General features: G+C 34.6%; 32 protein-coding genes. 28 read left to right on the top strand and 4 right to left on the bottom strand.

Annotated features, from left to right (window positions below):
- Positions 1-19: 19 nt before the first annotated feature.
- The 13 genes from yidA to CDIMF43_RS08875 all read left to right on the top strand — a co-directional run bounded on the left by yidA (position 20) and on the right by CDIMF43_RS08875 (position 9,990).
- Positions 20-850 (top strand): sugar-phosphatase, encoded by an 831-nt coding sequence (gene yidA / locus CDIMF43_RS08935; protein ID WP_109841803.1) that lies wholly within the window; start codon positions 20-22, stop codon positions 848-850.
- 63 nt (positions 851-913) lie between these two features.
- Positions 914-1,915, top strand: a complete 1,002-nt coding sequence (ftsY, locus tag CDIMF43_RS08930) for a signal recognition particle-docking protein FtsY (protein WP_074402597.1) — start codon at positions 914-916, stop codon at positions 1,913-1,915.
- Positions 1,916-2,127: 212 nt separating this feature from the next.
- A complete protein-coding gene (locus CDIMF43_RS08925; protein ID WP_034569450.1) occupies positions 2,128-2,472 on the top strand; it encodes a putative DNA-binding protein in 345 nt (114 codons plus the stop codon).
- 17 nt (positions 2,473-2,489) lie between these two features.
- On the top strand, positions 2,490-3,908 hold the full coding sequence (gene ffh / locus CDIMF43_RS08920) for a signal recognition particle protein (RefSeq protein ID WP_074402598.1): 1,419 nt from the start codon (positions 2,490-2,492) through the stop codon (positions 3,906-3,908).
- Between the two features lie 139 nt (positions 3,909-4,047).
- Entirely contained in the window at positions 4,048-4,320 is a 273-nt protein-coding gene (gene rpsP / locus CDIMF43_RS08915; protein WP_034569454.1) for a 30S ribosomal protein S16, read from the top strand.
- A 14-nt stretch (positions 4,321-4,334) separates the two neighbouring features.
- Positions 4,335-4,574, top strand: a complete 240-nt coding sequence (locus tag CDIMF43_RS08910) for a KH domain-containing protein (protein WP_034569457.1) — start codon at positions 4,335-4,337, stop codon at positions 4,572-4,574.
- 150 nt (positions 4,575-4,724) lie between these two features.
- Positions 4,725-5,240 (top strand): ribosome maturation factor RimM, encoded by a 516-nt coding sequence (gene rimM, locus CDIMF43_RS08905; RefSeq protein ID WP_074402599.1) that lies wholly within the window; start codon positions 4,725-4,727, stop codon positions 5,238-5,240.
- Entirely contained in the window at positions 5,240-5,977 is a 738-nt protein-coding gene (trmD, locus tag CDIMF43_RS08900) for a tRNA (guanosine(37)-N1)-methyltransferase TrmD (RefSeq protein ID WP_109841802.1), read from the top strand. Before rimM ends, trmD begins: the two co-directional genes overlap by 1 nt.
- A 177-nt stretch (positions 5,978-6,154) precedes the next feature.
- A complete protein-coding gene (locus CDIMF43_RS08895) occupies positions 6,155-7,252 on the top strand; it encodes a family 20 glycosylhydrolase (RefSeq protein ID WP_109841801.1) in 1,098 nt (365 codons plus the stop codon).
- 295 nt (positions 7,253-7,547) lie between these two features.
- On the top strand, positions 7,548-7,982 hold the full coding sequence (locus CDIMF43_RS08890; RefSeq protein WP_074402602.1) for a VOC family protein: 435 nt from the start codon (positions 7,548-7,550) through the stop codon (positions 7,980-7,982).
- A 155-nt stretch (positions 7,983-8,137) separates the two neighbouring features.
- Complete coding sequence (gene rplS, locus CDIMF43_RS08885; protein WP_034573490.1) at positions 8,138-8,485, top strand: 50S ribosomal protein L19; 348 nt, start codon at positions 8,138-8,140, stop codon at positions 8,483-8,485.
- 109 nt (positions 8,486-8,594) lie between these two features.
- Entirely contained in the window at positions 8,595-9,512 is a 918-nt protein-coding gene (locus CDIMF43_RS08880) for a helix-turn-helix transcriptional regulator (protein ID WP_109841800.1), read from the top strand.
- Positions 9,513-9,591: 79 nt separating this feature from the next.
- Positions 9,592-9,990: a DUF1801 domain-containing protein gene (locus CDIMF43_RS08875; protein WP_074402637.1), complete on the top strand. Its 399-nt coding sequence runs from the start codon at positions 9,592-9,594 to the stop codon at positions 9,988-9,990.
- 49 nt (positions 9,991-10,039) lie between these two features.
- On the opposite strand, the gene CDIMF43_RS08870 is transcribed toward CDIMF43_RS08875, so the two are convergent.
- Entirely contained in the window at positions 10,040-10,573 is a 534-nt protein-coding gene (locus CDIMF43_RS08870) for a hypothetical protein (protein ID WP_109841799.1), read from the bottom strand.
- Positions 10,574-10,879: 306 nt separating this feature from the next.
- Here CDIMF43_RS08870 and CDIMF43_RS08865 point away from each other — a divergent pair, with 306 nt between their 5' ends.
- From CDIMF43_RS08865 to CDIMF43_RS08855, 3 genes are all read left to right on the top strand, one after another.
- Positions 10,880-11,224: a hypothetical protein gene (locus CDIMF43_RS08865; protein ID WP_074402639.1), complete on the top strand. Its 345-nt coding sequence runs from the start codon at positions 10,880-10,882 to the stop codon at positions 11,222-11,224.
- Between the two features lie 80 nt (positions 11,225-11,304).
- Positions 11,305-11,724, top strand: coding sequence for a hypothetical protein (locus tag CDIMF43_RS08860; RefSeq protein ID WP_074402640.1), 420 nt, complete (start codon positions 11,305-11,307; stop codon positions 11,722-11,724).
- 13 nt (positions 11,725-11,737) lie between these two features.
- Positions 11,738-12,160 (top strand): OsmC family protein, encoded by a 423-nt coding sequence (locus CDIMF43_RS08855; protein WP_074402641.1) that lies wholly within the window; start codon positions 11,738-11,740, stop codon positions 12,158-12,160.
- A gap of 39 nt (positions 12,161-12,199) precedes the next feature.
- Here the strand turns inward: CDIMF43_RS08855 and CDIMF43_RS08850 are convergent, their stop codons facing one another.
- Entirely contained in the window at positions 12,200-12,691 is a 492-nt protein-coding gene (locus CDIMF43_RS08850) for a YajQ family cyclic di-GMP-binding protein (protein ID WP_109841798.1), read from the bottom strand.
- A 173-nt stretch (positions 12,692-12,864) separates the two neighbouring features.
- On the opposite strand from CDIMF43_RS08850, the gene CDIMF43_RS08845 reads away from it, so the two are divergent.
- Positions 12,865-13,761, top strand: a complete 897-nt coding sequence (locus tag CDIMF43_RS08845) for a YitT family protein (RefSeq protein WP_233218309.1) — start codon at positions 12,865-12,867, stop codon at positions 13,759-13,761.
- A 57-nt stretch (positions 13,762-13,818) separates the two neighbouring features.
- Here CDIMF43_RS08845 and CDIMF43_RS08840 read toward each other — a convergent pair whose 3' ends face one another.
- Positions 13,819-14,631, bottom strand: coding sequence for a Cof-type HAD-IIB family hydrolase (locus CDIMF43_RS08840; protein WP_109841797.1), 813 nt, complete (start codon positions 14,629-14,631; stop codon positions 13,819-13,821).
- Between the two features lie 134 nt (positions 14,632-14,765).
- Here CDIMF43_RS08840 and CDIMF43_RS08835 point away from each other — a divergent pair, with 134 nt between their 5' ends.
- From CDIMF43_RS08835 to CDIMF43_RS08820, 3 genes are all read left to right on the top strand, one after another.
- A complete protein-coding gene (locus tag CDIMF43_RS08835; RefSeq protein WP_109841796.1) occupies positions 14,766-15,527 on the top strand; it encodes a prolyl oligopeptidase family serine peptidase in 762 nt (253 codons plus the stop codon).
- Positions 15,528-15,604: 77 nt separating this feature from the next.
- The gene (locus CDIMF43_RS08830; RefSeq protein WP_034569488.1) at positions 15,605-15,946 is read left to right on the top strand and encodes a metal-sulfur cluster assembly factor; all 342 of its coding nucleotides are present in this window, start codon (positions 15,605-15,607) and stop codon (positions 15,944-15,946) included.
- 749 nt (positions 15,947-16,695) lie between these two features.
- Complete coding sequence (locus CDIMF43_RS08820; RefSeq protein WP_109841794.1) at positions 16,696-16,998, top strand: hypothetical protein; 303 nt, start codon at positions 16,696-16,698, stop codon at positions 16,996-16,998.
- A 166-nt stretch (positions 16,999-17,164) separates the two neighbouring features.
- On the opposite strand, the gene CDIMF43_RS08815 is transcribed toward CDIMF43_RS08820, so the two are convergent.
- Complete coding sequence (locus CDIMF43_RS08815; protein ID WP_109841793.1) at positions 17,165-17,551, bottom strand: hypothetical protein; 387 nt, start codon at positions 17,549-17,551, stop codon at positions 17,165-17,167.
- Between the two features lie 364 nt (positions 17,552-17,915).
- On the opposite strand from CDIMF43_RS08815, the gene CDIMF43_RS08810 reads away from it, so the two are divergent.
- From CDIMF43_RS08810 to CDIMF43_RS08775, 8 genes are all read left to right on the top strand, one after another.
- Complete coding sequence (locus CDIMF43_RS08810; RefSeq protein WP_109841792.1) at positions 17,916-19,232, top strand: MFS transporter; 1,317 nt, start codon at positions 17,916-17,918, stop codon at positions 19,230-19,232.
- Between the two features lie 62 nt (positions 19,233-19,294).
- Entirely contained in the window at positions 19,295-19,525 is a 231-nt protein-coding gene (locus CDIMF43_RS08805) for an alkylphosphonate utilization protein (protein ID WP_109841791.1), read from the top strand.
- Between the two features lie 42 nt (positions 19,526-19,567).
- The gene (locus CDIMF43_RS08800; RefSeq protein ID WP_074402650.1) at positions 19,568-20,002 is read left to right on the top strand and encodes a MerR family transcriptional regulator; all 435 of its coding nucleotides are present in this window, start codon (positions 19,568-19,570) and stop codon (positions 20,000-20,002) included.
- Positions 20,003-20,051: 49 nt separating this feature from the next.
- Entirely contained in the window at positions 20,052-20,702 is a 651-nt protein-coding gene (locus CDIMF43_RS08795; RefSeq protein ID WP_109841790.1) for an SDR family NAD(P)-dependent oxidoreductase, read from the top strand.
- A 79-nt stretch (positions 20,703-20,781) separates the two neighbouring features.
- Positions 20,782-21,534: an SDR family oxidoreductase gene (locus tag CDIMF43_RS08790; RefSeq protein WP_109841789.1), complete on the top strand. Its 753-nt coding sequence runs from the start codon at positions 20,782-20,784 to the stop codon at positions 21,532-21,534.
- An 84-nt stretch (positions 21,535-21,618) separates the two neighbouring features.
- Positions 21,619-22,701 (top strand): L-dopachrome tautomerase-related protein, encoded by a 1,083-nt coding sequence (locus CDIMF43_RS08785; RefSeq protein WP_109841788.1) that lies wholly within the window; start codon positions 21,619-21,621, stop codon positions 22,699-22,701.
- Between the two features lie 20 nt (positions 22,702-22,721).
- The gene (locus tag CDIMF43_RS08780; protein ID WP_109841787.1) at positions 22,722-23,090 is read left to right on the top strand and encodes a VOC family protein; all 369 of its coding nucleotides are present in this window, start codon (positions 22,722-22,724) and stop codon (positions 23,088-23,090) included.
- A gap of 95 nt (positions 23,091-23,185) precedes the next feature.
- Positions 23,186-23,893, top strand: a complete 708-nt coding sequence (locus CDIMF43_RS08775; RefSeq protein ID WP_109841786.1) for an MBL fold metallo-hydrolase — start codon at positions 23,186-23,188, stop codon at positions 23,891-23,893.
- Positions 23,894-24,083 lie beyond the last annotated feature (190 nt).

The following is a 24,083-nucleotide window of genomic DNA, read 5'->3' as shown; positions in this document are numbered from 1 at the left end:
GATAAGAAGGAGCAAACGAATGATAAAATTAATTGCAATCGATTTAGATGGAACACTATTAAATAATGAAAAACAAATTACACCACGAACCAAGCTTGCTTTGCAACGTGCTAAAGAAAAAGGCGTTAAAGTTGTTTTATGTACAGGGCGCCCATTACTTGGAATGGTTCACTATTTAGATGAACTAGGATTACGCGACGAAGGGGATTTTGGAATCACGTATAATGGCGGTTTAGTTCAAAAAACCAATAATGGCGAAATCTTAGCTCAAAAAACGCTGACCAAACACCATATTGAAGAGCTTTACCAATTGAGTCAAGACCTTGAATTGCCGATGAATTTTATCGATTTAAAACAGGTGTATGCTTTGCCACATCCTGAAAATCGCGCGTCTTTATATGGTACCGTGATGAAAGCTTTGCCAATGGTTTCCGTTGTGATGGAAGAAGTGCCAGCAGACATTGCGGTTAACAAAGCTGTTTTTTGTTTCGATCAAGTAATTTTAGACGAAGCTATTACCAGAATTCCCGCTCGCTTAACTGAAAAATATACCATCATGAAATCAAGACCATTTTTACTAGAACTATTGCCACAAGGTGTTGACAAGGGTCAAGGAATCGCCTCACTTTGCAAGTTGCTAAATATTGACGCCAATGAAGTAATGACCTTAGGCGATGAAGAAAATGATTTGGCAATGATTGAATTCGCAGGGTTAGGTATTGCAATGGGGAATGCGACAGATGAAGTCAAAAAAGCAGCCCAATTTGTCACAAAAACAAACGAAGAAGAAGGCGTTGCCTACGCTGTTGAAGAATTCGTTCTTGCTGGAAAAACACTGGAGAATATCTAACAGAATCTAGTTTGAAATTGTGTTACAATAAGAACAAAGAAAGCAATGAAATGAGGAAATAATATGGGATTTTTTGATAAAATAAAAAAAGCTTTTACAGGTGAAGAAGTCGAAACAACAGAAGTCACCGAGAAATACGAAAAGGGCTTAGAAAAAACACGTAAAAGCTTTTCAGAACGAATGAATGAATTATTTGCCAACTTTAGAACCGTGGATGAAGACTTCTTTGACGAACTAGAAGAGGTTTTAATAGGCGCGGATGTAGGCTTTGATACCACAATGGAAATTACCGATGCCCTACGTCAAGAAGTAAAATTAAGAAATGCTAAAAATCAAGGAGCCGTTCAAGAAGCGATTATTGAAAAATTAGTCGAAATTTATGAAAAAGGCGAACCTGAAAAACCAGAAATCAACTTAAATCCTGATGGTTTAACGATTATGCTTTTTGTTGGCGTAAACGGAGTAGGAAAAACAACTACAATTGGAAAGTTAGCCCACCAATACCAATCAGAAGGCAAAAAAGTATTATTAGCTGCAGGGGATACCTTTAGAGCAGGCGCCATCGATCAGTTGGTCGTTTGGGGCGAGCGTGTGGGGGTAGATGTGGTTCATGGCGTACCAGGGGGAGATCCAGCAGCAGTCGTTTACGACGCAGTAAAACAGGCTAAAAGCGAGCATGCGGATATCTTAATGGTAGATACAGCCGGTCGCTTACAGAATAAAGTCAATTTAATGAACGAGCTTGAAAAAATGAAACGCATTATTGAACGAGAAGTCCCAGGAGCGCCTCATGAAGTATTACTGGTACTAGATGCGACAACAGGTCAAAACGCAATGATTCAAGCAAAACAATTTAAAGAAACAACTGACGTCACAGGTCTTGTTTTAACAAAATTAGACGGTACAGCAAAAGGCGGAATTGTTTTAGCAATCCGTAACGAACTGCACATTCCAGTTAAATTAGTCGGACTTGGCGAAGGAATGGATGATTTACAAGAATTCGATCCAAGCGAATACGTTTACGGTTTGTTTAGTCAGTTATTACTAAAAAATGAAGAAAAGTAAAAAAGTAAAGCTCTAAATTTATTTAGAGCTTTATTTTTCATTTTAAAGAAGAGAGTCAATTTCAACCTTTACCAAAGCAACCTATTCTTTTTTGATAAATTCCTATTTTATAACGAATAACTATTGACTAAAGACTGAAAAATAGGTACGCTAGTGAAGTGTGTAAACTAAAATCACTTGACAGAACGTCTAATAAGAAAGAAGGATCAGAAATGGAAATTGAAAAAACAAATCGTATCAATGGCTTGTTTGAATTTTATGAGTCCTTACTAACTGAAAAACAACAAAATTATATGCAGTTGTATTATGCAGATGATTTTTCATTAGGCGAAATAGCTGAAGAATTTGGTGTCAGCCGTCAAGCAGTGTATGACAACATCAAAAGAACCGAACATATCTTGTTAGAATATGAAAAAAAATTGCATATCGTAGCTGATTTTAAACGCACGGAACAGATTGTAGAAGAATTGGCAAGCTATGTGGAGGCCAACTACTCAACTGATAAAAAGTTAACAACACTTATCCAGCAACTTCAAGATGAAAAAGATGAAAAATAAGGAAAAGGTGAATTTATATGGCATTTGAAGGATTATCAGAACGTCTCCAAGCAGCAATGAATAAAATGCGTCGCAAAGGGAAGATTTCTGAAGCAGACGTAAAAGAAATGATGCGTGAAGTTCGACTTGCATTACTAGAAGCCGATGTAAACTTTAAAGTAGTAAAAGAATTTGTAAAAACGGTCAGCGAGCGATCTATTGGGGAAGAAGTGTTGGAAAGTCTATCTCCTTCACAACAAGTGATTAAGATTGTAAACGAAGAATTAACTGCTTTAATGGGCGGAGAACAATCAACGATTCAAACGGCACCAAAGTCACCAACTGTTATTATGATGGTTGGGTTACAAGGGGCAGGTAAAACAACAACAGCTGGGAAATTAGCTAATTATCTAAGGAAAAACCAAAACCGTCGACCAATGCTTGTAGCAGCGGATATTTATCGTCCTGCCGCAATCCAACAATTAGAAACGATTGGGGAACAATTGGATATTCCCGTGTTTTCAATGGGCAATCAAGTTAGCCCCGTTGAAATTGCACAAAAAGGGATTGAAAAAGCCAAAGAAGAGCACCGCGATTTTGTTATTATCGATACAGCCGGTCGTTTGCATATTGATGAAACCTTAATGACTGAATTAACCGACATTAAAGCATTGACGAATCCTACCGAAATCTTCTTAGTAGTAGATGCCATGACAGGGCAAGATGCCGTTAATGTAGCGGAATCCTTTAATGAACAATTAGACATCACAGGAGTCATCTTGACTAAATTAGACGGCGATACTCGTGGTGGGGCAGCCCTTTCTATCCGTTCAGTAACAGGGAAACCAATTAAATTTACGGGACAAGGTGAGAAGTTAGACGCTTTAGAACCCTTCTATCCAGAACGGATGGCAAGTCGTATTCTAGGCATGGGAGACATGTTGACGCTGATTGAAAAAGCGCAACTGGACTTTGACGAACAAAAAGCCGAAGAAATGACAAAAAAATTAAAAGAAAATAGCTTTGACTTTAACGACTTTATCGATCAAATGGATCAATTAAATAACATGGGACCATTAGAAGATATTTTAAAAATGATTCCTGGTATGAGCAACGCACCAGGCTTAGATCAAATTAAAATCGATCCAAAAGATACCGCTCGTATGAAGGCCGTTGTTTTATCAATGACCCCACAAGAACGCGAAAATCCAGATATTTTATCTCAAAGTCGCCGTCGTCGTATCGCTCGTGGATCAGGTCGCCCAATTGCTGAAGTGAACCGCATGATCAAACAGTTTAATGAATCTAAAAAAATGATGAATCAAATGTCAAAAGGCAATTTTAATGGCATGGACAATATGTTTGGTAGTGGCATTAAAGGCAAGCTAGGCAAAATGGCCATGAACCAAATGGTGAAAAAAAACAAAAAGAAAAAGAAAAACAAGCGTAAAAAATAAGCGTTAAAAAGCTTGCAACCAAAGTGTTTCACTCTGATTTGAAAAAAAAATCACCCTGTAAAGAAAAAACACTTTACAGGGGAGTGATTTACTGGTAATATATATAAATGTGAGATAGTTATTGGAGGTGTAAAGAGACATGGCAGTAAAAATTCGTTTAAAACGTATGGGATCTAAAAGAAACCCATTTTATCGTATGGTAGTCGCTGATTCACGTTCTCCACGTGACGGACGTTACATCGAAGTAGTAGGAACATACAACCCAGTTGTAAGCCCTGCAGAAGTTAAAGTGGAAGAAGAAAAAGTATTAAGCTGGTTAGCTACAGGCGCACAACCTTCTGATACAGTTCGTAACATCCTTTCAAAAGAAGGTATTATGAAAAAATTCCATGATTCAAAAAACGTTAAATAAAAAGGATGTTTTCTATGGCTGACATGAAAGAATTAATTCTTACAGTTGTTCGTCCTTTAGTCACCCATCCGGAAGAATTGGATATTGTGATTGAGGAATCTAATGAGTATCTTGAGTATCAATTATCGGTTCATCCAGATGATATTGGTAGAGTAATTGGCAAACAAGGTCGCGTAGCTAAATCAATTCGTACCATCGTGTACAGTGTGAGGGTCAATGGACCTAAACGTGTACGATTATCGATTGTCGAATAGTAAATCCAAAATAATAACGAAAAAACCATTTCAACTGAGATGGTTTTTTATTTTTCCACTATTTCCAAAGAAATCATTGAAAATGACAGAAATGATGCTAGAATATGGTACAATAAATAAGATTAAATAAATGAAAATGAGGGAATTAATGTGTCTGAATTATATAACGTAGGTAAAATTGTCAATACACAAGGGTTAAAAGGAGACGTTCGAGTGATTTCAAGAACGGATTTTCCAGAAGAACGCTATAAAAAAGGAGCAAAATTATTGCTTTGTCAAGACAATAAAGCGCCATTAGAAGTGACGGTTAACAGTCATCGTAAACATAAGAATTTTGATATTATTTCATTTGTTGACCATCACAATATCAACGATGTAGAAAAATACCGCGATGCTATTTTAAAAATTACATCAGAACAATTACAAGAATTACCGGAGCATGAATTCTATTATCATGAAATTATTGGCTTAACTGTCATAGATGAAGAAGAAAATGAACTTGGCAAAATCAAAGAAATTTTATCACCAGGAGCTAATGATGTTTGGGTGATTCAACGTCCAAAGGGCAAAGATTTATTAGTGCCTTACATTGAGGATGTTGTGATTAAAGTCGATTTAGAAAAACAATTAGTCATCGTTCATTTAATGGAAGGATTGTTGGATTAATGAGAATCGATGTCTTGACGCTGTTTCCTAAAATGTTTGAAGGCCCGTTAACAGAGTCGATTTTAGGAAAAGCAATTGAAAAAAAATTGTTAGAAGTGAATGTTGCCAATTTTCGCGATTTTTCTGAAAACAAACATCAAAATGTTGATGATTATCCATATGGTGGTGGTGCAGGGATGTTGCTGACTGCTCAACCTATTTTTAGCGGAATCGAAGCAATTGAAGCAGAAACGCCAACGACTAAAAAAAGAGTGATTCTGTTAGATCCAGCTGGAGTCCCTTTTACCCAATCGGTCGCAGAAGAATTGGCAAATGAAGAGCATCTAATTTTCATATGTGGACATTACGAAGGCTATGATGAACGTATCCGGACGCTTGTAACCGATGAAATCTCATTAGGGGACTATGTGTTAACCGGAGGAGAACTAGGCGCTATGGTGATGATAGACGCCACTGTACGCTTATTGCCAGATGTACTAGGGAATAACTTATCAGCTCAAACAGATTCTCACTCAACAGGGTTATTAGAGCACCCTCAATACACAAGACCTGCCGATTTCAGAGGAATGAAAGTTCCTGAAGTTTTAACCAACGGCAATCACAAGTTGATTCATGAATGGCAAGAAAAAGAATCGTTGCGTCGAACCTATTTGCGCCGTCCGGATATGCTGGCAGTATTAAGCTTAACAAAAGAGCAAGAACAATGGTTAGCTGAAATAAAAGAAGAAGAAAAATAACGAATGAAGACAACTAGCTGGATTAGTTGTCTTTTTTTTATTGGCAAAAAAATGAATCAAAAGGGACGGAATTTAAGGAGTTTTATGTTAATCTAGAGATAGATATTCAAGCAAAAGAAATGATAAAAATTGAAGGATAGAAAATGGACATAAAAAACATCACAGGGGGGAATGTGAATGGAAAAGAGTAAAAATAAGTTGTATGGTCAATCAAAACAGCAAGATCCCCATGTTAGCAATGAGAAAAAAATCATTTCTATTGATGCAGGGCGAAAATACATTTCTAAAGCTGAGTTGATAAAAATCATCAATCAAGCCAATTTATTGGGATATACAGGTATGGAGCTTATCGTGGGGAATAACGGTTTACGGTTTTTGTTAGAAGATATGACAGTCACAATAAATGAAAAGGTATACAAAAGTGATGAAGTAAGGAAAGCTCTACTTAAGGGGAATCGACACTACTACGATGACCCAAATGGAAATGCGTTAACTCAAGCTGAAATGGATGAGTTGCTGCAATTTGCCTCAGAAAAAAAGATTGAAATCATCCCTGTTATTAATAGTCCGGGGCATATGGATACAATCATAGCAATTATGAAGGAATTAAAGATTTTAAATCCAGCATTTAAAACGTCAAAAAGTACCATTGATTTAGACAACGACTTAGCTGTGGCCTTTACCAAAGCGATTGTAAAAAACTATGTGGCTTATTTTTCAACTTATGCTGAAATCATTAATTTTGGATGTGACGAATACGCCAACGATGTCGTGGAAGATGGCGGCTGGGTAGCCATTCAAAAACAAGATACGTATCAAAAGTTTATAGCCTATGCCAATGAATTAGCCCTAATGGCTAAAACCTATAAAATGAAACCCATGATCTTCAATGATGGGGTCTATTACAATAATGACGACACTTGTGGTCATTTTGATAAGGACTTTATAATTGCTTACTGGACATCTGGTTGGGAAAATTACGACGTGGCTACGCCTGAATATCTAGTGGAAAAAGGGCATCCAATTTTAAATACAAATGACGAATGGTATTGGGTGATTGGGAGAAAGACAATAGCAGATGGGTATTACAACTTTAACCAAGCAATAGAAGGCATCACGCATTTAGAAGCTTCAATGGTTAAAGGAGCCAAAGGTCCACTTGCTACTATCGGGAATATGCAAGGTATCTGGTCGGATGAACCTAACCAGCCACTTGATTTGGCAGAGTTGTTTAAATTGATGCATCTTTATTCTGATAAGTACTTAAAAGAATAGAAAAACGGTTCGTGTGAAGAGGTATAAACGAATACATCCATCAAACTGTAAAGGGAGTGTTCGATAGGGCAGATAGTTTAGTGATGATTGATTTACAAAAAGGCTTGCATTCTCTAACAAAAAAACGCTATCAATTAGACAACTTGCTCATTGTTTAGGCTATCACTGTTGGATGAAAAGCGGCTTGTATACGACAGTGGACAGTCCATTATGAATGGCGCCAGCCATCATCGCTCATCACGAAGCAATTTGGGAAAATCATTTTTTAAAACTACTATAAAAAAGGAGAATCATTATGAATCGAATCAATTTAATTTGTCTAGGAGTTGCTGATTTAAAAGCGGCATTGCATTTTTACAAAGAGTTGGGGTTTCAAACGCCAGAAAAATCAGAAGATCCACAAATTGTGTTTTTTAATAACAAAGGAACCAAATTAGAATTATTTCCAATTGCAGAATTAGCTAAAGATATGAACCTTCCAGAGCCATCTACTAAAGAAAAAAATTCCTTTAATGGGATTACGTTCGCAATCAATGTAAAAAGTGAAGCAGACGTAGATGAATTGATCCAAAAAGCCAAAGCAGTAGGCGGGGAAATCGTTAAGCCTCCTGAAAAAGTATTCTGGGGTGGTTATAGCGGTTACTTTAAAGACTTAGATGGCTATCATTGGGAAGTTGCCTACGCGGATAGTTGGAAATTTGATGACCAAGACATGTTGGTTATTGAATAAAGTCAAAAATAAAATTATCAAGGAAAACCCCTTTACACCAAAGTAGAGATATGATAAACTATTTGAGGTGAGTAAAGAGAAACTTTACTCGATAAACGGTATTCCGCTAAGCCCAATTGGAGGCTTATGAATGGTTGTTGGAAGGAGAAAAAAACATGAGTCAATTAATGGAATCAATCACAAACGAACAATTACGTTCTGATATCCCAACGTTCCGTCCTGGAGATACAGTTCGTGTACACGCACGAGTAGTTGAGGGTACTAGAGAACGTATCCAATTATTCGAAGGCGTAGTAATTAAACGTCGTGGTGCTGGAATCAGCGAAACTTATACCGTTCGTAAAATTTCTGGCGGTGTTGGTGTTGAGCGTACATTCCCAGTTCACACTCCACGTGTTGCACAAATCGAAGTTATTCGTCATGGTAAAGTACGTCGTGCTAAATTGTACTACTTACGTGCATTACATGGTAAAGCAGCTCGTATCAAAGAAGCTCGTCGTTAAGATGAGTGTTGAGACCCTTGAGTATTCAAGGGTTTTTTTGTTGTCCAAAAAGTTGCTGAATAGTGATTAGGATGCTACGATAAATAGGAAGAAACGAAAGGAGCAGAATATGAAAAAAATTGAACGCATTCTCTCAATCATTGTATTGCTGTTAGAAAATGAAGTCATACCAGCTACACAATTGGCTACGCGCTTTAACGTAACCAAACGCACCATTTTTAGAGACATAGAAACGATTGAAAGGGCAGGCTTTCCGATTGTTTCATTTACTGGAAGAAAGGGCGGCTATTCGTTATTAAATTCATTTAAACTTCGTACATACACCTACACCGATGCTGAAAAACAAGATATTTTAAGTGCGTTGCAAATGAAAGAACATTTTATTGAACCAACAGACTACCAAAATACCATTAAAGAAAAAATTTATTTAATGCAATTAAATCAATCAAAAACAGCAACAAGCCCTCTTATTTCATTTATTTCTCCAACCCTTCATCGTATTGAAATTGAAAAAGAGACAAAACATAAAAATACACACTTAAGCAATGCCTTACAGCAACACGTCAAAATGACTATTGAATACGTTAGCAACCAAGGAGAGCGAACGAGACGAATCATTCATCCATATGAATTGATGCTGTTAAATGGAAGTTGGTATATCCATGCTTATTGTGAAAAAAGAAGCGCCTTTAGACATTTTAAAGTGACAAGAATACGAAAGCTGTCCACTTTAGAACAAACTTTTGAGTTACAAAGGATCCCAACAAAAAAAGAAGAAGTGACAGGTGAATGGATAAAATTATCCTTTAAAAAGAATGATTTAGGCAAACTTTATGATTACTACACCGAAAATGAAATTCAAATGGTCGAAGATCGCATTGAGGTAACTTTTTTTTCAAAGCATCAAGATTACTTGATTCCCTTTTTACTTATGTTTGGAAATGAAGCACAAGTGATTACACCACTCTCTTTAAAAAAACAACATCAAGAAGCTATTTACCGGTTACAAAAAACGTACTCCAAATAATGACTAACTGTTGTCACTGTTTAAAAGCGATACTAATGATAGAAAGAGAGTCATTCAATAAAGAAAGGAAGAAATAAAAATGACACCGATTAAAAATGAAGCAGTTGCTACGGTTTTTAAACAGTATCCAGAAAACTATCGCAATTCGTTATTAGAAGTTAGACAGCTTATTTTTGATACAGCCAATCAATTGGCAGAAGTAGGCGAAATTGAAGAAAGTTTAAAGTGGAATCAAGTGAGTTATGCCACGAATCAAACAAAATCAGGTACACCAATTCGACTAGATCGTTTTGGTGAAAATCAAATCGCTCTTTTTGTTCATTGCCAAACAACTTTAATTGAAGAGTTTAAACCCCTGTTTAGCAATCAATTTTCCTTTTCTAAAAATCGAGCAATTCTTCTTGACCCAGAAAAAGAACTTCCCGTCCAAGAGTTGACTATTTTTATTAAAAAAGCGTTAACCTATCACTTACTTTGAAGAAAAAAGAAAACCTCCATCATGATGGAGGTTTTACAAGTTCTTTGTATCATTCGAAGTTAAAATAAGGATTCCAAGTCATAATATCTAAATAGTCATCATTCGTATTACCTGTTATAGAAGAATTTTCTACTACTTTTGAATTATAAGCTACTCGGTAAGTTACGGTTCCACCAGACATATTGGTGAGGCAAAGATTAATTTTGTTAAATCCAAGACGGTGCTTACTGTCTAAATTTTTTAAAAATTGTGAGGAAACATAGCCTACAGTCCCTACATATGGAGGGATAAAATCTTGTCCATCTTCATATCTTATTGTCTTGACAACTGCCTCAGTAGTATCTTCTTGAGTTTTTACTTGAAAAGCTAAAAGAGTAGAGTGATTCTTATCTTTAAATAAGGTTTTTTTCAAGTTATAGGACTCTCCATTTTCAAGAGTAATAAGTTTGACGTCTGTTGAAATTCGAGGGGTAGGGCGCAATTGGTTTGCTTCAACGGGTGTTTCTTGAGCAATAGAAGTGTGGGCAAATACGAGTGCAGAAAATAAACTTAATCCAACGGTTAATAATTTAAATTTTGTCATTTAAAACTCTCCCTTTTTTCCACCTAAGTGAATTATTTGTGATTAATATATACCTAAAGTTATATATTGTCAAGAGTTTTTGAAAACAATTGTTTTTAAAAAGTTGACTTTTTTTTGGGGGATTCAGACCAAAAATAATGGATAGAAATAGGCAATAAACGAGTCTTTTTTTAGTGTTAGGTAAAAATTCAAGCTAAAATTCAAAGAAATAAACAGAACCCTAGTTTTTATCCAAAGTCGGTGCTATAATAGTTTTAAATTCTTTATGAAAGAACAGCTTTTTATGAATGAAGGGGTCTAGTAAAAATGAGAAATTATTATTTTTTGGAATACGGCAGTTCAAAATGTGTTTCAGTGGTAGAAAATGACTTAGAAGAACGCTTTAAATTAGAGTTCAATAAGCATGGCGATCACCTATTAGGAAGCTGTATTAATTATTCAGGAAAGTACGCTGACCAAATGTTGATTAAACAGAATTTATACGGCGAAGAATGGCAATACCCTGAACATAAAGAGTATGAAACCATTGTTGCGATCAGTTTCGTTGAAGGACGAGACAAAGAAAAAATAAACAAGATTGAAACGATTAAAAAATGGTTTACTGAATTAGAGCATGTACAACTTTTAAAAGAAGAAACACTTAAAGGTTAAAAATAGAGAGTGAACATTTCGTTTTTTTAACAAATGTTCCTTTTTTTCTTAAATAATTGACGATAAAAAGGAGTTTACCAATGACTGCCATCCAAGCATTTGAAGAATTACTTAGAGCAAAACAAATTCCATTAGTTAAAGCAACAACAAGTAGCAATGAAACTTCTTACAGTGGCAGTTTTCAAGTGAATTCTGAAAAAGAAATTCTTTTTGATGTTGTCTTCAAAGAAGCGACAAGTCAAACGGATGTTACAATCACATACCATCAATTAATAGCGTGTTCTAGCGAAGACAACCGCCTTCAACTAGTGACGCTAATCAATCAATTAAATCAAGAAAAAACCGCTTACTATCGTCTAGTATTAACAAATGAAGGAGAAGTTTCTTTAGTATTTGAAGGTCGAACGGGAGAAGAGATTTTACCACTTTATGAAATTTTATTAGTAGGCTCTTCATTATTAAGTGATTTGATGCGAGAATTAAAATTTGGTTTAGTTTAGGAGTGTTGCTTCAATGACTCAAAACGAAAAAAGTATTTACCAAACCACAGCCATTAACGAGACAGGAGTTGCTGGGAGTGCGTACATTGAAGGCAGTGAAGGATTTAAAGTAAACGTGTCTAGTCCAGTCAGTAAAGAGCCTGGGACGAACCCAGAAGAATTGCTGGCATTGGCCTATAGCACCTGTTTGAATGCAACGGTTGAAACAATTTTAAAAGAGCAACAACAATCCAAAAAAAGCTCAGTCAAAGTAACGATTGGATTAATCCCTGAAACGATTGGCTATCATTTTAATGTAACAGCAAAAGTATTTATCGATTCACTTAGTCAAGCTGAAATACAGAAAATAGTTGAATTAGCCGATCAAAGATGCCCCATTTCAAAACTTATGAAGGGCAGTCAGACAGTCACTGTAACGGCAACAACGACTCCATAAAAATAGCCCCTCAACCAAATGGTTGAAGGGCTATTTTGCTTAACGAAAGTTCGTAAATTGCAACTCAACTTTTAAATCAGCATCTCTAAGTAATGAAATGACTTGTTGCAAATCGTCACGACTTTTACCTGTGACGCGAATTTGGTCATCTTGAATGCTGCTTTTAACTTTAATACCAGATTGTTTAATCAAGGTATTGATTTTTTTTGCATTTTCTTTATCAATCCCACTAATTAAATCAGCATGTTGACGAACATTTCCGCCAAAGGCTTTTTCGCTTTCACCATAATGAATATTTTTAGTTGGGACGTCACGTTTAATTAATTTACTCGTTAAAATATCTTTAACTTGACCAATCTTATACTCATCTTCAGAGACCAGAACTAATTGATTTTTTTCCAGCTTAATTTCGCTAATAGACCCTTTAAAATCAAAGCGATTGGTAATTTCTTTTTTTGCAAGTGCAATTGCATTTTTTACTTCTTCTTGGTTGATTTCCGATACAATATCAAAACTAGCTTCTTTTGCCACTAAAAAGTCACTTCCTTCCTTTATTTCACAATTCATTGAACGCTTACATTCTACCATTTTACAGTCAAAATGTGAAGAAGCTAAGAAAACGAAAAAACTCAGTAAATTTTTCTTTCTTTATGTTGAAAAACTTGTTATATTTTAATCTGATAAATCGATTGGAGGTTTCTTTAGTGGCAAAATTAAAAGTTCCCAATATGTGGGCAGAGTTTTCAAAAAAAATGTTCTTTATTTTCTTTGCAGCACTAACAAATGCAATTGCGTTAAATAATTTTTTGATTCCAGCAAGAGTGTATGGCGCTGGTTTAAACGGGGTTTCACAGTTGATTTCCTCGTCTCTTTTTGACTTTGCTCAGATACATGTCAGTACAGGGCTTTTAATTATCTTGTTCAATGCACCGATTGCTTTACTTGGTTGGTACAAAATTGGGCGTGATTTTACGCTGTATAGTTTTATGACGGTTGCGTTAATGTCGATTTTTTCAATGATTTTTCCTATTATTGAATTAACTCCAGATCCTATTATGAATGCCGTTGCAGGTGGCGTAATGAGTGGCGTGGGGATTGGTTGTGCGTTGAAGTACGGCTTTTCAACAGGCGGAATGGATATCATTTCAATGGTATTGTCTAAAACAACTGGACGCTCGATTGGAAGTTTAATGTTTGGCATTAATTTGATTATTATATCAACAGCCGGTTTTGTTTATGGCTGGGAATATGCATTATATACGTTATTATCCATCTATGTGATGACTAAAGTTGTCGATACGATTCATACGAGTCATCAAAAAGTAACAGCCATGATTGTCACAAAACATAGCGATGAAATGATCAAAGCCATTAATGATAAATTAATTCGTGGCATTACAGTGATACCAGCTAAAGGCGGCTATACTGGAGACGATAGTGCCGTTTTAATGATTGTTATTACGCGTTATGAATTGTACGATTTAGAAATTGCAGTTAAAGAAACCGATACAAGTGCTTTTGTTAATATTTTACAAACGAATAAATTGATTGGCGAATTTTGGGATACAGATCAGCAAAAACGTCAAAAAGAGCAATTATAAATTAAAAAGGTTCAAAGGAATTTTCCTTTGAACCTTTTTTATGTGACACTTCTAAATTTAAGCTAAGTGTAAGTAATTTTCTAAATAAGAGGCAAGACCATCTTCATTATTTGTTTTTTGAGTGATATCATTCGCAATCGATTTTAATGCGTCAATTCCATTTTTCATGACAACGCCATGTCCAGCATATTGAATCATTTCATAATCGTTGTCCTCATCTCCAAAAGCGATGATATCTTGCTGTTTAAAGCCATATGCATCAGCAATACATTCAACACCAAGGGCTTTTTGAACACCAGCAGAAACAATTTCTAAACAAGGTGTGTCGCCGCCCCAAGTTCGAATCTCAATCGAATCGCCATAGCGAGTAAGTAATTCATTAGTGATGGAAGCTTGGTTTTCTTTTTTAGTAAAGACACAAACAGAAGTTGGATCGTCTTTTAAATTTTTAGCAGTTAATGGGTTCGTTCCTTTTTTTCCATCTGGGAAAAAATCTTTGTTAGGCATATAAAATTGATCCGCATAAACACTGTCTTTTACTTCAGCTGCAATCATGTCAATTTCCATATGTTTTTTTAGCGAAAGCATGTCTAAAGCGATATCACGATGGAGCGTTTTATGGTATTGAGCAGACCATTCTAATTCATGTGGCATGTGACAAAGCGCACCATTGAAATTGACAATCGGTGTGTCTAAGCCTAATTGTTGGTAATATTGTTTACTAATACGGTACGGACGACCTGTTACAATTGAAATCATATGTCCTGCATGTTGAGCTTTTTTAAAGACTTCGATTGTTTTAGGGGTAATTTTTGATTCGTTGTTTAGTGTCGTGCCATCTAAATCGATGGTAATTAATTTTTTAGCCATACATACCTCCAGAAGATTAATTTTCACAAAAAAGAGTACTCTTATGTTAAAATCAACTAAGAGAACTACTAATAGTGTACCATAAAATGAAAACATTTGTGACGTACTTTCATAAAAGAAAAGAGGAAAAGAAAATGATTGTAGTAAAACATGTCGTTGTAGCAGAAATTCCTTTGTTAGAAATGGTTGAATCTGATATCGACCACCAAAAGCTCCCAACTGTCTTGTTTTATCATGGTTGGGGAAGCTGTAAGGAAAGTGCGATGGTAAATGGGTATGAACTGGCAAAACAGGGATTTCGCGCGGTATTACCAGAAGCGTATTTACATGGTGAACGAAAAGAAGGCACCTTGAATGAGGAAGCGTATATGGAATTTTGGCACGTTGTGGCACATAGTATCGAAGAATTTACAACGTTAACTGATTATTATATTTCAAAAGGTTTAACAGACCCTAATCGAATAGGTGTAACGGGTTTATCAATGGGAGGCATTACAACCTGTGCCTTACTCACACACTATCCTTCCATCAAAACAGCCGTTTGTTTGATGGGCAGTCCGGCACCCGTTTTATTTTCAAGATGGTTATTAAACTCTTCATGGGCCGAGGGGTTAAATATTGATGAAGCGAACTATCAAGCAGAATTAGAGCAATTAAAGCCGATTGATTTAAGCTTACAGCCAGAAAAAATAGCCGGTCGATACTTGCATTTTTGGCATGGAACAGCAGACAATACCGTTCCATACCAACCAACCCTTGATTTTTACGAAAGAGTGATCAATGAGCAGCCTGAAGCAGCAAAACATGTTAGCTTTACCTCCACAAAAGGTGCAGGCCATAAAGTACCGTATGAAAGCTCAGTTGAAATGGCGACATTCTTTGCGAAACACCTTTAAGAATTATCTTATTGAGAGATTTACTTTTTTTCTAAAACACGGTATGATAGTGTGGAACTTACGTGGAGGTGACGTTTATGACAGATGAAAATAAAAATTGGTCGCAAGAAGAAATAGATGGAATCAAAGAACGAATTATTCAAGCATTAGAACAAGTAATCGATCCAGAGCTAGGGATTGATATCGTGAACCTAGGCTTGGTTTATGAAGTAGAATTAGAAAATAACGGTCACTGTATTGTAAAAATGACGTTAACGACAATGGGATGCCCATTAGCAGACGTTATCACTGATCAAATTATGACAGCCTTAAAAGACGTACCAGAAGTAACCAAATCAGAAGTGCAGTTGGTTTGGTATCCTGCGTGGACAACGGATAGAATGAGCCGTTATGCACGGATTGCTTTGGGGATTCGATAATTTAATTGAAGATTAATCCTTTCATAGTGTCAAAAAACTCTTTCACTAACATTTAGTTGTTAGTGAAAGAGTTTTTTGAAAAATAAAATTGGTTAAGCAAGCAAATGGTTTGGAGGACATGGTATTGAAAAATATAAAAAATTAATTAGTCTAACCAGTCTATTAACAACGCTAGTAATAGTAACAATCTACACTATTTTACATTCTCCATTATTTTTTGATCCACCAGATCGTTTCCGTGAGCATGGAACGTCAGCAACTGGAAATTTTATCAGAATGGATGAGGAGTACACGATAAATACGACGAGTGCAATAACTTCAAGCTTGTATTACAAGAGCGGCACAGCAAGCTCTATTCCTAATATTGTTGAACATGTCAATCAGGTGAATTCAGATAAAACTTATATAATAATTAGGTCAGTTTCTGATAATTTTTACAGTTTTTTTAATAAAAAATATCGGTACTATATCGTGAAAAAGACAAATCAACAAGTAGTTTCTTTTGAAACAGAAAAAGAATTTGTAGCTGAATGCCAAAAACTTAATATTTTCCCTAAACTAAAGAGCTTAGATAAGTTCGATTGGTACAATAGAGAGGAAGCATATTAGCTAAATTTTTATATTTGATGAACTTAAAGCTTATGTTTTTCTCTTATTAGTAAGATTCGTTAGTATTTCTAATATTTTTTTGAAACCGCTTTACAAAAGAGAGTCGTGTAGATTAGTATTAATGTAAAAGGAGGTTCATCATGAAGAAAATCGGCTTTGTATTAACAGTCAGCACTGGAATAAATTATGGTTCAATATTTTCTCTACCACTTATCAAGAATCACGATGATTTAAAAGAGTATTTTTCTAAGGATTACGACGTTTCAATTAACTATATTAGGGATAAAGACTCCGTTGATTATTTGATCGTTCCTAAACCCTTTACGCCTTTTGATAATGAAAATAATCTTCCAATAATCGAAGTACCAGCAATCTTATTTATGGAAAAGGATTTTGAAAAAATCAAAACGTGTATTGACAATTATTTTTCTGTTAATCCTTAAAAACATAAAAAGAAAAGTATTCTGAATTTTTTTGCGGATATTAAGTTTCGAAAAACGGATATTTTCAATAGGAAAAAATCTGATAAAAAATGAATTGACCCCAAAAAGTTAGACAAAAAATCTAACTTTTAGAGGTCACATCATGCTTATTAAGCAAAGCGTTTTTTTACAAATTAAATTCTACTTTTATGACACCGTCTTCTAGAACTTGAGGTGGAATAGACCTTGTGGTTGCAAAATTTTTCTTCAAATGAACAACTATTTTTGTTCCTTTTTTTATGGATGCATCTGCTGGTAACTGGTGCGCTGATAAGTTTAAAGTCCCGCCGTTATTAAAACTTTTTTTTAAAATATCGTCTTTGTCGTGGACAATATCAATCGTATCAAAATCTAAAATATAAGTATCCGTATCTTTGAACTTTTGAGGATGATCTCTTAATTTAGTTTTAAAAACTAGACCGTTGTTCTTTTCTTCTGGCTGGTTTCTATTACAACCTGAAATAGCGAATAGACTAATTAAAAAGATGGTTCCGAACATAACAAATAATTTCATAAAAAAATCTCCTCCTTTTGAACAATTTTTACATATAATAAAAAACTAATCAATATAATAAATATTAATTTAAGGTTTTTTTAATGATTCAGCATCATATAAATAATGGAGTTTGTTTTTTTATGTGGTTCTTTTTCATGGAACTAAATAAAAAATTAAAATTAGTGTCTATTTAATTATCAACGAAACTTGCTGTATGCTTTCGTTTTTTGTTAATTTCATTCAAATAAATAGTAGATAAAAACAAAAATCTAAACTAGATTTTTGTTTTTTTATATTTATATTTGACTGATAGTAACTCTAATAGATTAGGATAGAAATGTATTAAATTAGTTATCTTTTCGTTTACCAAAAGGAGGATTTTATGAAATTTAAGAAAAGTGAAATTCAAATGATAGGGGTGCTCTGCACATTAACACTATTGGCGGCTATGAACTCTGTTATTTTCAATGTAGCGATGCCGTCCATTTCTACCGATTTATCCATTTCCCCTGCTATGGCTAGTTGGATATCAGTAGGGTATACCTCAATTATTGCCGTAGGAGCGGTAACGTATGGGAAATTATCGGAAAGTTACTCGGTAAGAAAATTATTAATTTATGGAGTACTCTTATTTAGTATAGGTTCAATTATTGGGTTTATAGGGTATAAATCGTACGCTATTATTCTTGTAGGACGTGTAATTCAAGCAAGTGGAGGAGCTTCTTTTGTCACATTAGCAATGGTAGCAATTAATCAATACATTCCTACGAAAATGCAAGGGAATGCATTAGCTTTTATCAGTATTGCGATTGCACTAGCTTTGGGTATAGGCCCGTTATTAGGAGGGATTATTACAACGTATCTTGGATGGCGCTATTTATTTGTTTTTATGTTAGGAAGCATGGGTTTAATTATTTTTTTATTGAAATTATTTCCTAATGAGAAAGAAAGGGCAGTTAAAGAACCGATTGATTATTTGGGAGGATTTTTAATATTTTTAGTCATCATCTTATTTCTTCTTGGTGTGAACGTCTCTAGTCCATTACTAGTTTTAGCAGTGTTAACTTATTCTATTTTGTTATCATGGGAAAGAAAAAGAACGCACCCCTTTATAAAAGTTAAACTTTTAAAAAACAATTCATTTGTCTCTTTAATTTGCATTGGGTTTGTGATTAATGCTTGTCATTTAGCAACTTTATTTATCTTGCCACTATTATTTGCTGATTACTATCAATTAGGTCCAAATATAGTGGGGTGTATTTTCTTCTTAGCATGCATTTTTAGCGTACTTTCTAGTATTGTTACAAGAAAGAAACTAACTAAAGAGAATTCGACACTCATTTTTTATCTAGCTGTAGCAAGTTTATTAGTGGGGTTCTCAGGGCTGTTACTGTTATGGAATGTGAGTTTTATGGCAATCTGTTTTTCATTTATCTTTATTGCAATAGGCTATTCTCCAATTCAAATTGTACTAAATATGCTTGTTCCGACTACATTAGATAAAAATGACATAGGAACAGGATTAGGATTATACAATGTTTTAAACTTTGTCGGAATGGCATTTGGACCTGCACTAATGAGTAAACTACTAACAGATTCAACCCATTACAGCTTTGGATTCGGATTATGCATTCTGATGACATTAGGAAATGTCTATTTGATTTCTATCTTTAAAAAAAAGCAAAAAGGATCTGTTTAGACTGGTTCTATCATTTGAGTTCTTGAAAAGAGTCATGATAAAAAGAGGTGAGAGGACGAACTATGGAAAAAGGTGAGTTAATTATTTATGATTCGATGGGAAACAAACTTTTTGCTGGCGATAATGTGGTGGTGACCAAGGATTTAAAAGTAAAAGGGACAAAATCTAAGTTAAAACGTGGCACAAAATTAAAAAATATAAAATTAAACAAAGGAATATTTAGTATTCAATGTTTTGTAGATAGTATCGGAAAAATAGAGCTTAAAACCGAATCAGTAAAAAAAATCAATTAATTTATTAAATAGTTAAGATAAAAAATAGAAGGAGATAAAAAGATGTTAACAATTAAGGATGTTTCTGAAATTATGAATATTTCACCCTATACATTGCGTTTTTATGACAAGAAAGGGCTATTTCCATTTGTAAAAAGAAACGATCGAAACATCCGTATTTTTACAGAAAACGATTTAGAGTGGGTATATGTCGTGCAGTGCTTGAGAGACACGGGTCTTTCGATTTCAAAGATAAGAAATTATATTGAACTGTGTGTGGAAGGCGATCAAACGATTCCTGACAGACTAACATTATTAAAAAAACAAAGATGCGTGGTCAAGATGCAATTGGTTGAAACTCAAGAAATGTTGGATATGGTCGATTATAAAATAGTAAGTTATGAGAACCGAATGAATAATAAAACAGATAGGATTTTTAATCCTTTTGAGGAAAAGCTATCTAAAAATTTAGAGAATAAAGTAATCAATTTAAAATAACTAGTTGACTTAATCTATTGATTTTCTGAATATCTTAGGAGGGGTTTATATGATAAAAAGTGTTTTAATTATTGGACCAGGTAGCATTGATGGATTAGGAATGGAAATAGCTAAAGTATTTGGTAATAAAGGTTTTAAAATTTTAACACTATCTAGAAATGTTGAAAAACTTCAGAAATTTAAAGATAGCCTTGCGAAAGAAAATATTCATAATGCTTATTGGGTTTCTGATATCAAAAATAAACAGGCTGTTAATCAATGCTTAGCAGAAATAATTGTATTACATGATATAGAACTCGTCGTATTTAATGTTAGTGTTAGACAACCAGATGATATTGTTGAACTGTCCTCCGAAGAACTATTAAGCTCACTTGAAACAAATGCAACAAGTGTCCAAAATTTTATTAATCCGTTAGTGCCTCATTTGAAGAAAAATTCTGGAGCAATTATTACAACAGGGGGAGGATTAGGGATTAATCCAGATTATCATAAAGCGACATTATCAATCGATAAATCAGTTTTAAGATTGATTACTTTTTTATTGCACGATCAATTACAATCGGTTGGAGTGTTTGTTGGGACAATTACGGTTTCTGCAACCATCAAACGAAATACTCAGTCGGACCCAGCTAAAATTGCTCCGCTATATTGGGAAATGTTTCTAAACAGGAAAAATAAAGAACTATTATTTGAAGGTTAAATAAAAAAAGATAACAGTTGACTGATAGTAACTATCAAGTGATAAATTGACATTAAGAAAATTGAAGGGAATGATAAAATTGACAGCTATTCAAAATAAAGTAGTGATTATAACAGGTGCATCTAGTGGTATTGGGGAAGCGACTGTAAGGAAGTTAGCACAATCAGGCGCAAAAATTGTAATGTCTGCACGAAGAGGAAAGCGATTAGAAGCATTGAAGTTAGAATTAGCTGAATATGGCGTGGAATATAAAGTTGGAGACGTTACAAGCTTATCAGATATGAAAGAATTAGTTCAGTACACGCTAGATAAATTTGGTAAAATTGATGCGATGTTCCACAATGCAGGTGTGATGCCAATGGGACCCTTAGCGGATTCAAATGAACAAGAAGTGGCGAAATGGGAATCAGCAGTAAGTGTTAATATTATGGGAGTTGTTAATGGGTTAGCAGCATGTTTACCTGTAATGGTGAAACAAAAATTTGGACATATGATTGCAATGGACTCTGTAGCAGGTCATCTAGTTTATCCCAACTCAGCGGTATATTGTGGAACAAAATATGCAGTAAGAGCAATTATGGAAGGTGTACGTCAAGAACATTTAGAAGACAATATTCGTTCATCTATTGTTTCACCAGGGATTGTAGAAACTGAATTAATTAATAGTGTTGGAAATACGGATATTGAAGCATGGATTGCTGGTGAAGTTCAAGATCGAACAAAATCGTTAACTGCTGTAGATGTAGCAGAAGCAGTAGCTTACATTTTATCAACACCAGATACTGTTTCAATTAGTGAAGTTCTGATGCGTTCTTCAAAACATGCACTGTAAAAGAATATAAAAATTCACGAAATTTTTTATGCATGACCATTTGCTTAATTATGAATATTTAACCTTATATGAAGGAGGGGTACTATGAATTTTCCAAAAAGAAGAGATACTGGGGAATTAGAAATCGCAGCTACGTTTAGTAACGCTATGCCAACGGGAGTAGCGGTATCAAATAGTGGACGCATTTTCATTAATTTTCCTAAATGGGGCGACGATGTGGTGGCATCTGTTGTTGAATTAAAAGATAACAACATGGAAGAACCTTATCCTAATGAACAAATGAATACCTACAATTCTAGCCAACCAAAAGAAACTTTTTTAAGTGTTCAAGCACTCTTTGCGGATTATCTTGATCGTCTATGGGTATTAGATACAGGAGCTCCATTTTTTGATGCACCAAATAGAGAAGCAGCTAAATTAGTGTCCATTGATTTAAAAACAAATAAAATTCTTACTAGTTATACATTTCCAAAGGATGTTTTATTGGATACTACCTATTTAAACGATATGCGCTTTGATTGGGAACGAGGAAACACAGGTACTGCGTATATAACAGATTCATCTGTAACTGGTCCAGGAGCGATCATTATTTTAGATTTAGAAAGTGGCGAATCCAGAAGAGTTTTGGATGGTGTTCGTTCCACAGCTGTTGATGAAACCATTATTCCTAAAGTAGAAGGCATTCCGTTGCAAAATAAGGATGAAGATGGAACTATTTCTAAATTTCACGTAGCGGTAGATGGGATTGAATTATCACCAGATAAAAAAACACTTTATTTCTGTTCATTGGTAGGAAGATATTTGTATTCTATTGAAACTGATTTATTATTTTTAGATTTTACAGACGAACAGTTGGAAAGCAAGGTGAAAACAGTAGTTGAAAAAGGTTCTTCCGATGGTCTTATTATGGCCAGCGATGGGACGTTATATGCGGGTGACTATGAAAATAATTCCATAGTAGCGATTGATCGCAATGGAGTAATGGAAACAGTTGTTCAAAATGATTTAGTAATGTGGCCAGACTCTATGTCAATTGGTATGGACGGGTATCTTTATGTAACAGCAAATCAAGTTCACCGACAACCAGGCTTTAACGGTGGCTTTGATATGAGAGAACGATCTTACTTGCTTTTAAAAATAAAAATTAACAAAGTACCATCTAATTAGAATAGAAAAGAGAATTTAGGATGAAATTAGATCATATTTGTATTCGTGTAAAAAATTTAGAAGAATCGATTGTTTTTTATAAACAAGCTTTTGATTGTACAGAAGAAAAAATTCAAGATTTCCCAGAGTACGGATTTACGTTAGTTTTTTTAAGTTTCCCAAATAGTGAGGTTACACTTGAGTTAACGTATAACCATGACTACCAAGAATATGAGTTAGGTAATGGATATGGTCATATAGGCATGAAAGTGAAAAAAATTCAAGATTTATATAAAAAACATCAATCTCTAGGAATTAAATTAACTGAAATTAAAAATTTCGGTGGTGCATCCGATTACTATTTTGTTACAGATCCAGACGGATACAAAATCGAGATTATTGCTGAGTAATTAATTTTATTAAAGAGATTAAAAAAAGAAAACTATTAGTTGACTGATAGTTACTCTAAGTTGGTAATATAAAAAAAGAAAAGGAGTGATTCAAAATGGCAGGAAAATTTACAGATGTTATTCAAATTTCAGAATCAGTTTATGTGTTTTCAAATCCAGAAGGTGACGTAAATATGGACGTTCCAGGAACAGTCGTACCCATTAATTTTTGGGCAGTTGTAAATGAAAAAAAAGAGGTATTTATTATCGACACAGGATTCGATAACTTAGCGGAATCTATTGTAGGCTACACAGAAAGTTTAGGGACTCCTACAGCGGTTTTCGCAACTCATGGCCACTTAGACCATGTATTAGGAGTGAAGGTATATAAAAAAGCGTGGGACATTCCTGCGTACATTGATTCCAGAGAGATTGAAGCTCTTAAAGAAGGGCATTCCCCTTATACTTCAAAAGAAGAAGGGATGGCTGATCTCTATGAACCTTTAGATGAAGAAATGTTAAAAAGAGCTGGTTTAAAAGCCTATTTTGTTCCGGGTCACAGTGTAGGAAATACTGTTTTTTATCATGAGAAAGAGAACGTTCTACTAGCAGGAGATATGATTTCTAATTCTGAAGATATCTTATTGCCACCTGCACAACGCTATACACTTAATATGGATGAAGCGATAGATAGTGCTAAAATTTTAGATGTTTTAAAACCAAAATACATTTCAACTGGTCATGGAAGAGTTCCATTTATGGAATACAAGGAAGGGATGTACAGAGATATGTACTGGGGATTTGCCGCATCAAAAAATAAGTGAACCAATACGAGTAAAGAGCTTTTGTAGTATAGACTAATTGTTGTTCACTTTAACACTATTGTGCGATAAATTTTAGTTAAATGATGAAAATCTCCTTTCAATATATTGAAAGGAGATTTTTTATAGACATAATAGTAGATGAAACTAATTTGTCCTCGTAAGAGGGTAGCTCAATTGAGATGAATCAAAA

This window comes from Carnobacterium divergens, from assembly GCF_900258435.1.
GTDB lineage: Bacteria > Bacillota > Bacilli > Lactobacillales > Carnobacteriaceae > Carnobacterium > Carnobacterium divergens_A.
This window is presented reverse-complemented; position numbering and strand designations above follow the sequence as displayed.

Coding starts and splice junctions, on each gene's coding strand:
- yidA (WP_109841803.1), top strand. CDS start 20: ATGATAAAATTAATTGCAATCGATTTAGATGGAACACTATTAAATAAT.
- ftsY (WP_074402597.1), top strand. CDS start 914: ATGGGATTTTTTGATAAAATAAAAAAAGCTTTTACAGGTGAAGAAGTC.
- CDIMF43_RS08925 (WP_034569450.1), top strand. CDS start 2,128: ATGGAAATTGAAAAAACAAATCGTATCAATGGCTTGTTTGAATTTTAT.
- ffh (WP_074402598.1), top strand. CDS start 2,490: ATGGCATTTGAAGGATTATCAGAACGTCTCCAAGCAGCAATGAATAAA.
- rpsP (WP_034569454.1), top strand. CDS start 4,048: ATGGCAGTAAAAATTCGTTTAAAACGTATGGGATCTAAAAGAAACCCA.
- CDIMF43_RS08910 (WP_034569457.1), top strand. CDS start 4,335: ATGGCTGACATGAAAGAATTAATTCTTACAGTTGTTCGTCCTTTAGTC.
- trmD (WP_109841802.1), top strand. CDS start 5,240: ATGAGAATCGATGTCTTGACGCTGTTTCCTAAAATGTTTGAAGGCCCG.
- CDIMF43_RS08895 (WP_109841801.1), top strand. CDS start 6,155: ATGGAAAAGAGTAAAAATAAGTTGTATGGTCAATCAAAACAGCAAGAT.
- CDIMF43_RS08890 (WP_074402602.1), top strand. CDS start 7,548: ATGAATCGAATCAATTTAATTTGTCTAGGAGTTGCTGATTTAAAAGCG.
- rplS (WP_034573490.1), top strand. CDS start 8,138: ATGAGTCAATTAATGGAATCAATCACAAACGAACAATTACGTTCTGAT.
- CDIMF43_RS08880 (WP_109841800.1), top strand. CDS start 8,595: ATGAAAAAAATTGAACGCATTCTCTCAATCATTGTATTGCTGTTAGAA.
- CDIMF43_RS08875 (WP_074402637.1), top strand. CDS start 9,592: ATGACACCGATTAAAAATGAAGCAGTTGCTACGGTTTTTAAACAGTAT.
- CDIMF43_RS08870 (WP_109841799.1), bottom strand. CDS start 10,573: ATGACAAAATTTAAATTATTAACCGTTGGATTAAGTTTATTTTCTGCA.
- CDIMF43_RS08865 (WP_074402639.1), top strand. CDS start 10,880: ATGAGAAATTATTATTTTTTGGAATACGGCAGTTCAAAATGTGTTTCA.
- CDIMF43_RS08860 (WP_074402640.1), top strand. CDS start 11,305: ATGACTGCCATCCAAGCATTTGAAGAATTACTTAGAGCAAAACAAATT.
- CDIMF43_RS08855 (WP_074402641.1), top strand. CDS start 11,738: ATGACTCAAAACGAAAAAAGTATTTACCAAACCACAGCCATTAACGAG.
- CDIMF43_RS08840 (WP_109841797.1), bottom strand. CDS start 14,631: ATGGCTAAAAAATTAATTACCATCGATTTAGATGGCACGACACTAAAC.
- CDIMF43_RS08835 (WP_109841796.1), top strand. CDS start 14,766: ATGATTGTAGTAAAACATGTCGTTGTAGCAGAAATTCCTTTGTTAGAA.
- CDIMF43_RS08830 (WP_034569488.1), top strand. CDS start 15,605: ATGACAGATGAAAATAAAAATTGGTCGCAAGAAGAAATAGATGGAATC.
- CDIMF43_RS08820 (WP_109841794.1), top strand. CDS start 16,696: ATGAAGAAAATCGGCTTTGTATTAACAGTCAGCACTGGAATAAATTAT.
- CDIMF43_RS08815 (WP_109841793.1), bottom strand. CDS start 17,551: ATGAAATTATTTGTTATGTTCGGAACCATCTTTTTAATTAGTCTATTC.
- CDIMF43_RS08810 (WP_109841792.1), top strand. CDS start 17,916: ATGAAATTTAAGAAAAGTGAAATTCAAATGATAGGGGTGCTCTGCACA.
- CDIMF43_RS08805 (WP_109841791.1), top strand. CDS start 19,295: ATGGAAAAAGGTGAGTTAATTATTTATGATTCGATGGGAAACAAACTT.
- CDIMF43_RS08800 (WP_074402650.1), top strand. CDS start 19,568: ATGTTAACAATTAAGGATGTTTCTGAAATTATGAATATTTCACCCTAT.
- CDIMF43_RS08795 (WP_109841790.1), top strand. CDS start 20,052: ATGATAAAAAGTGTTTTAATTATTGGACCAGGTAGCATTGATGGATTA.
- CDIMF43_RS08785 (WP_109841788.1), top strand. CDS start 21,619: ATGAATTTTCCAAAAAGAAGAGATACTGGGGAATTAGAAATCGCAGCT.
- CDIMF43_RS08780 (WP_109841787.1), top strand. CDS start 22,722: ATGAAATTAGATCATATTTGTATTCGTGTAAAAAATTTAGAAGAATCG.
- CDIMF43_RS08775 (WP_109841786.1), top strand. CDS start 23,186: ATGGCAGGAAAATTTACAGATGTTATTCAAATTTCAGAATCAGTTTAT.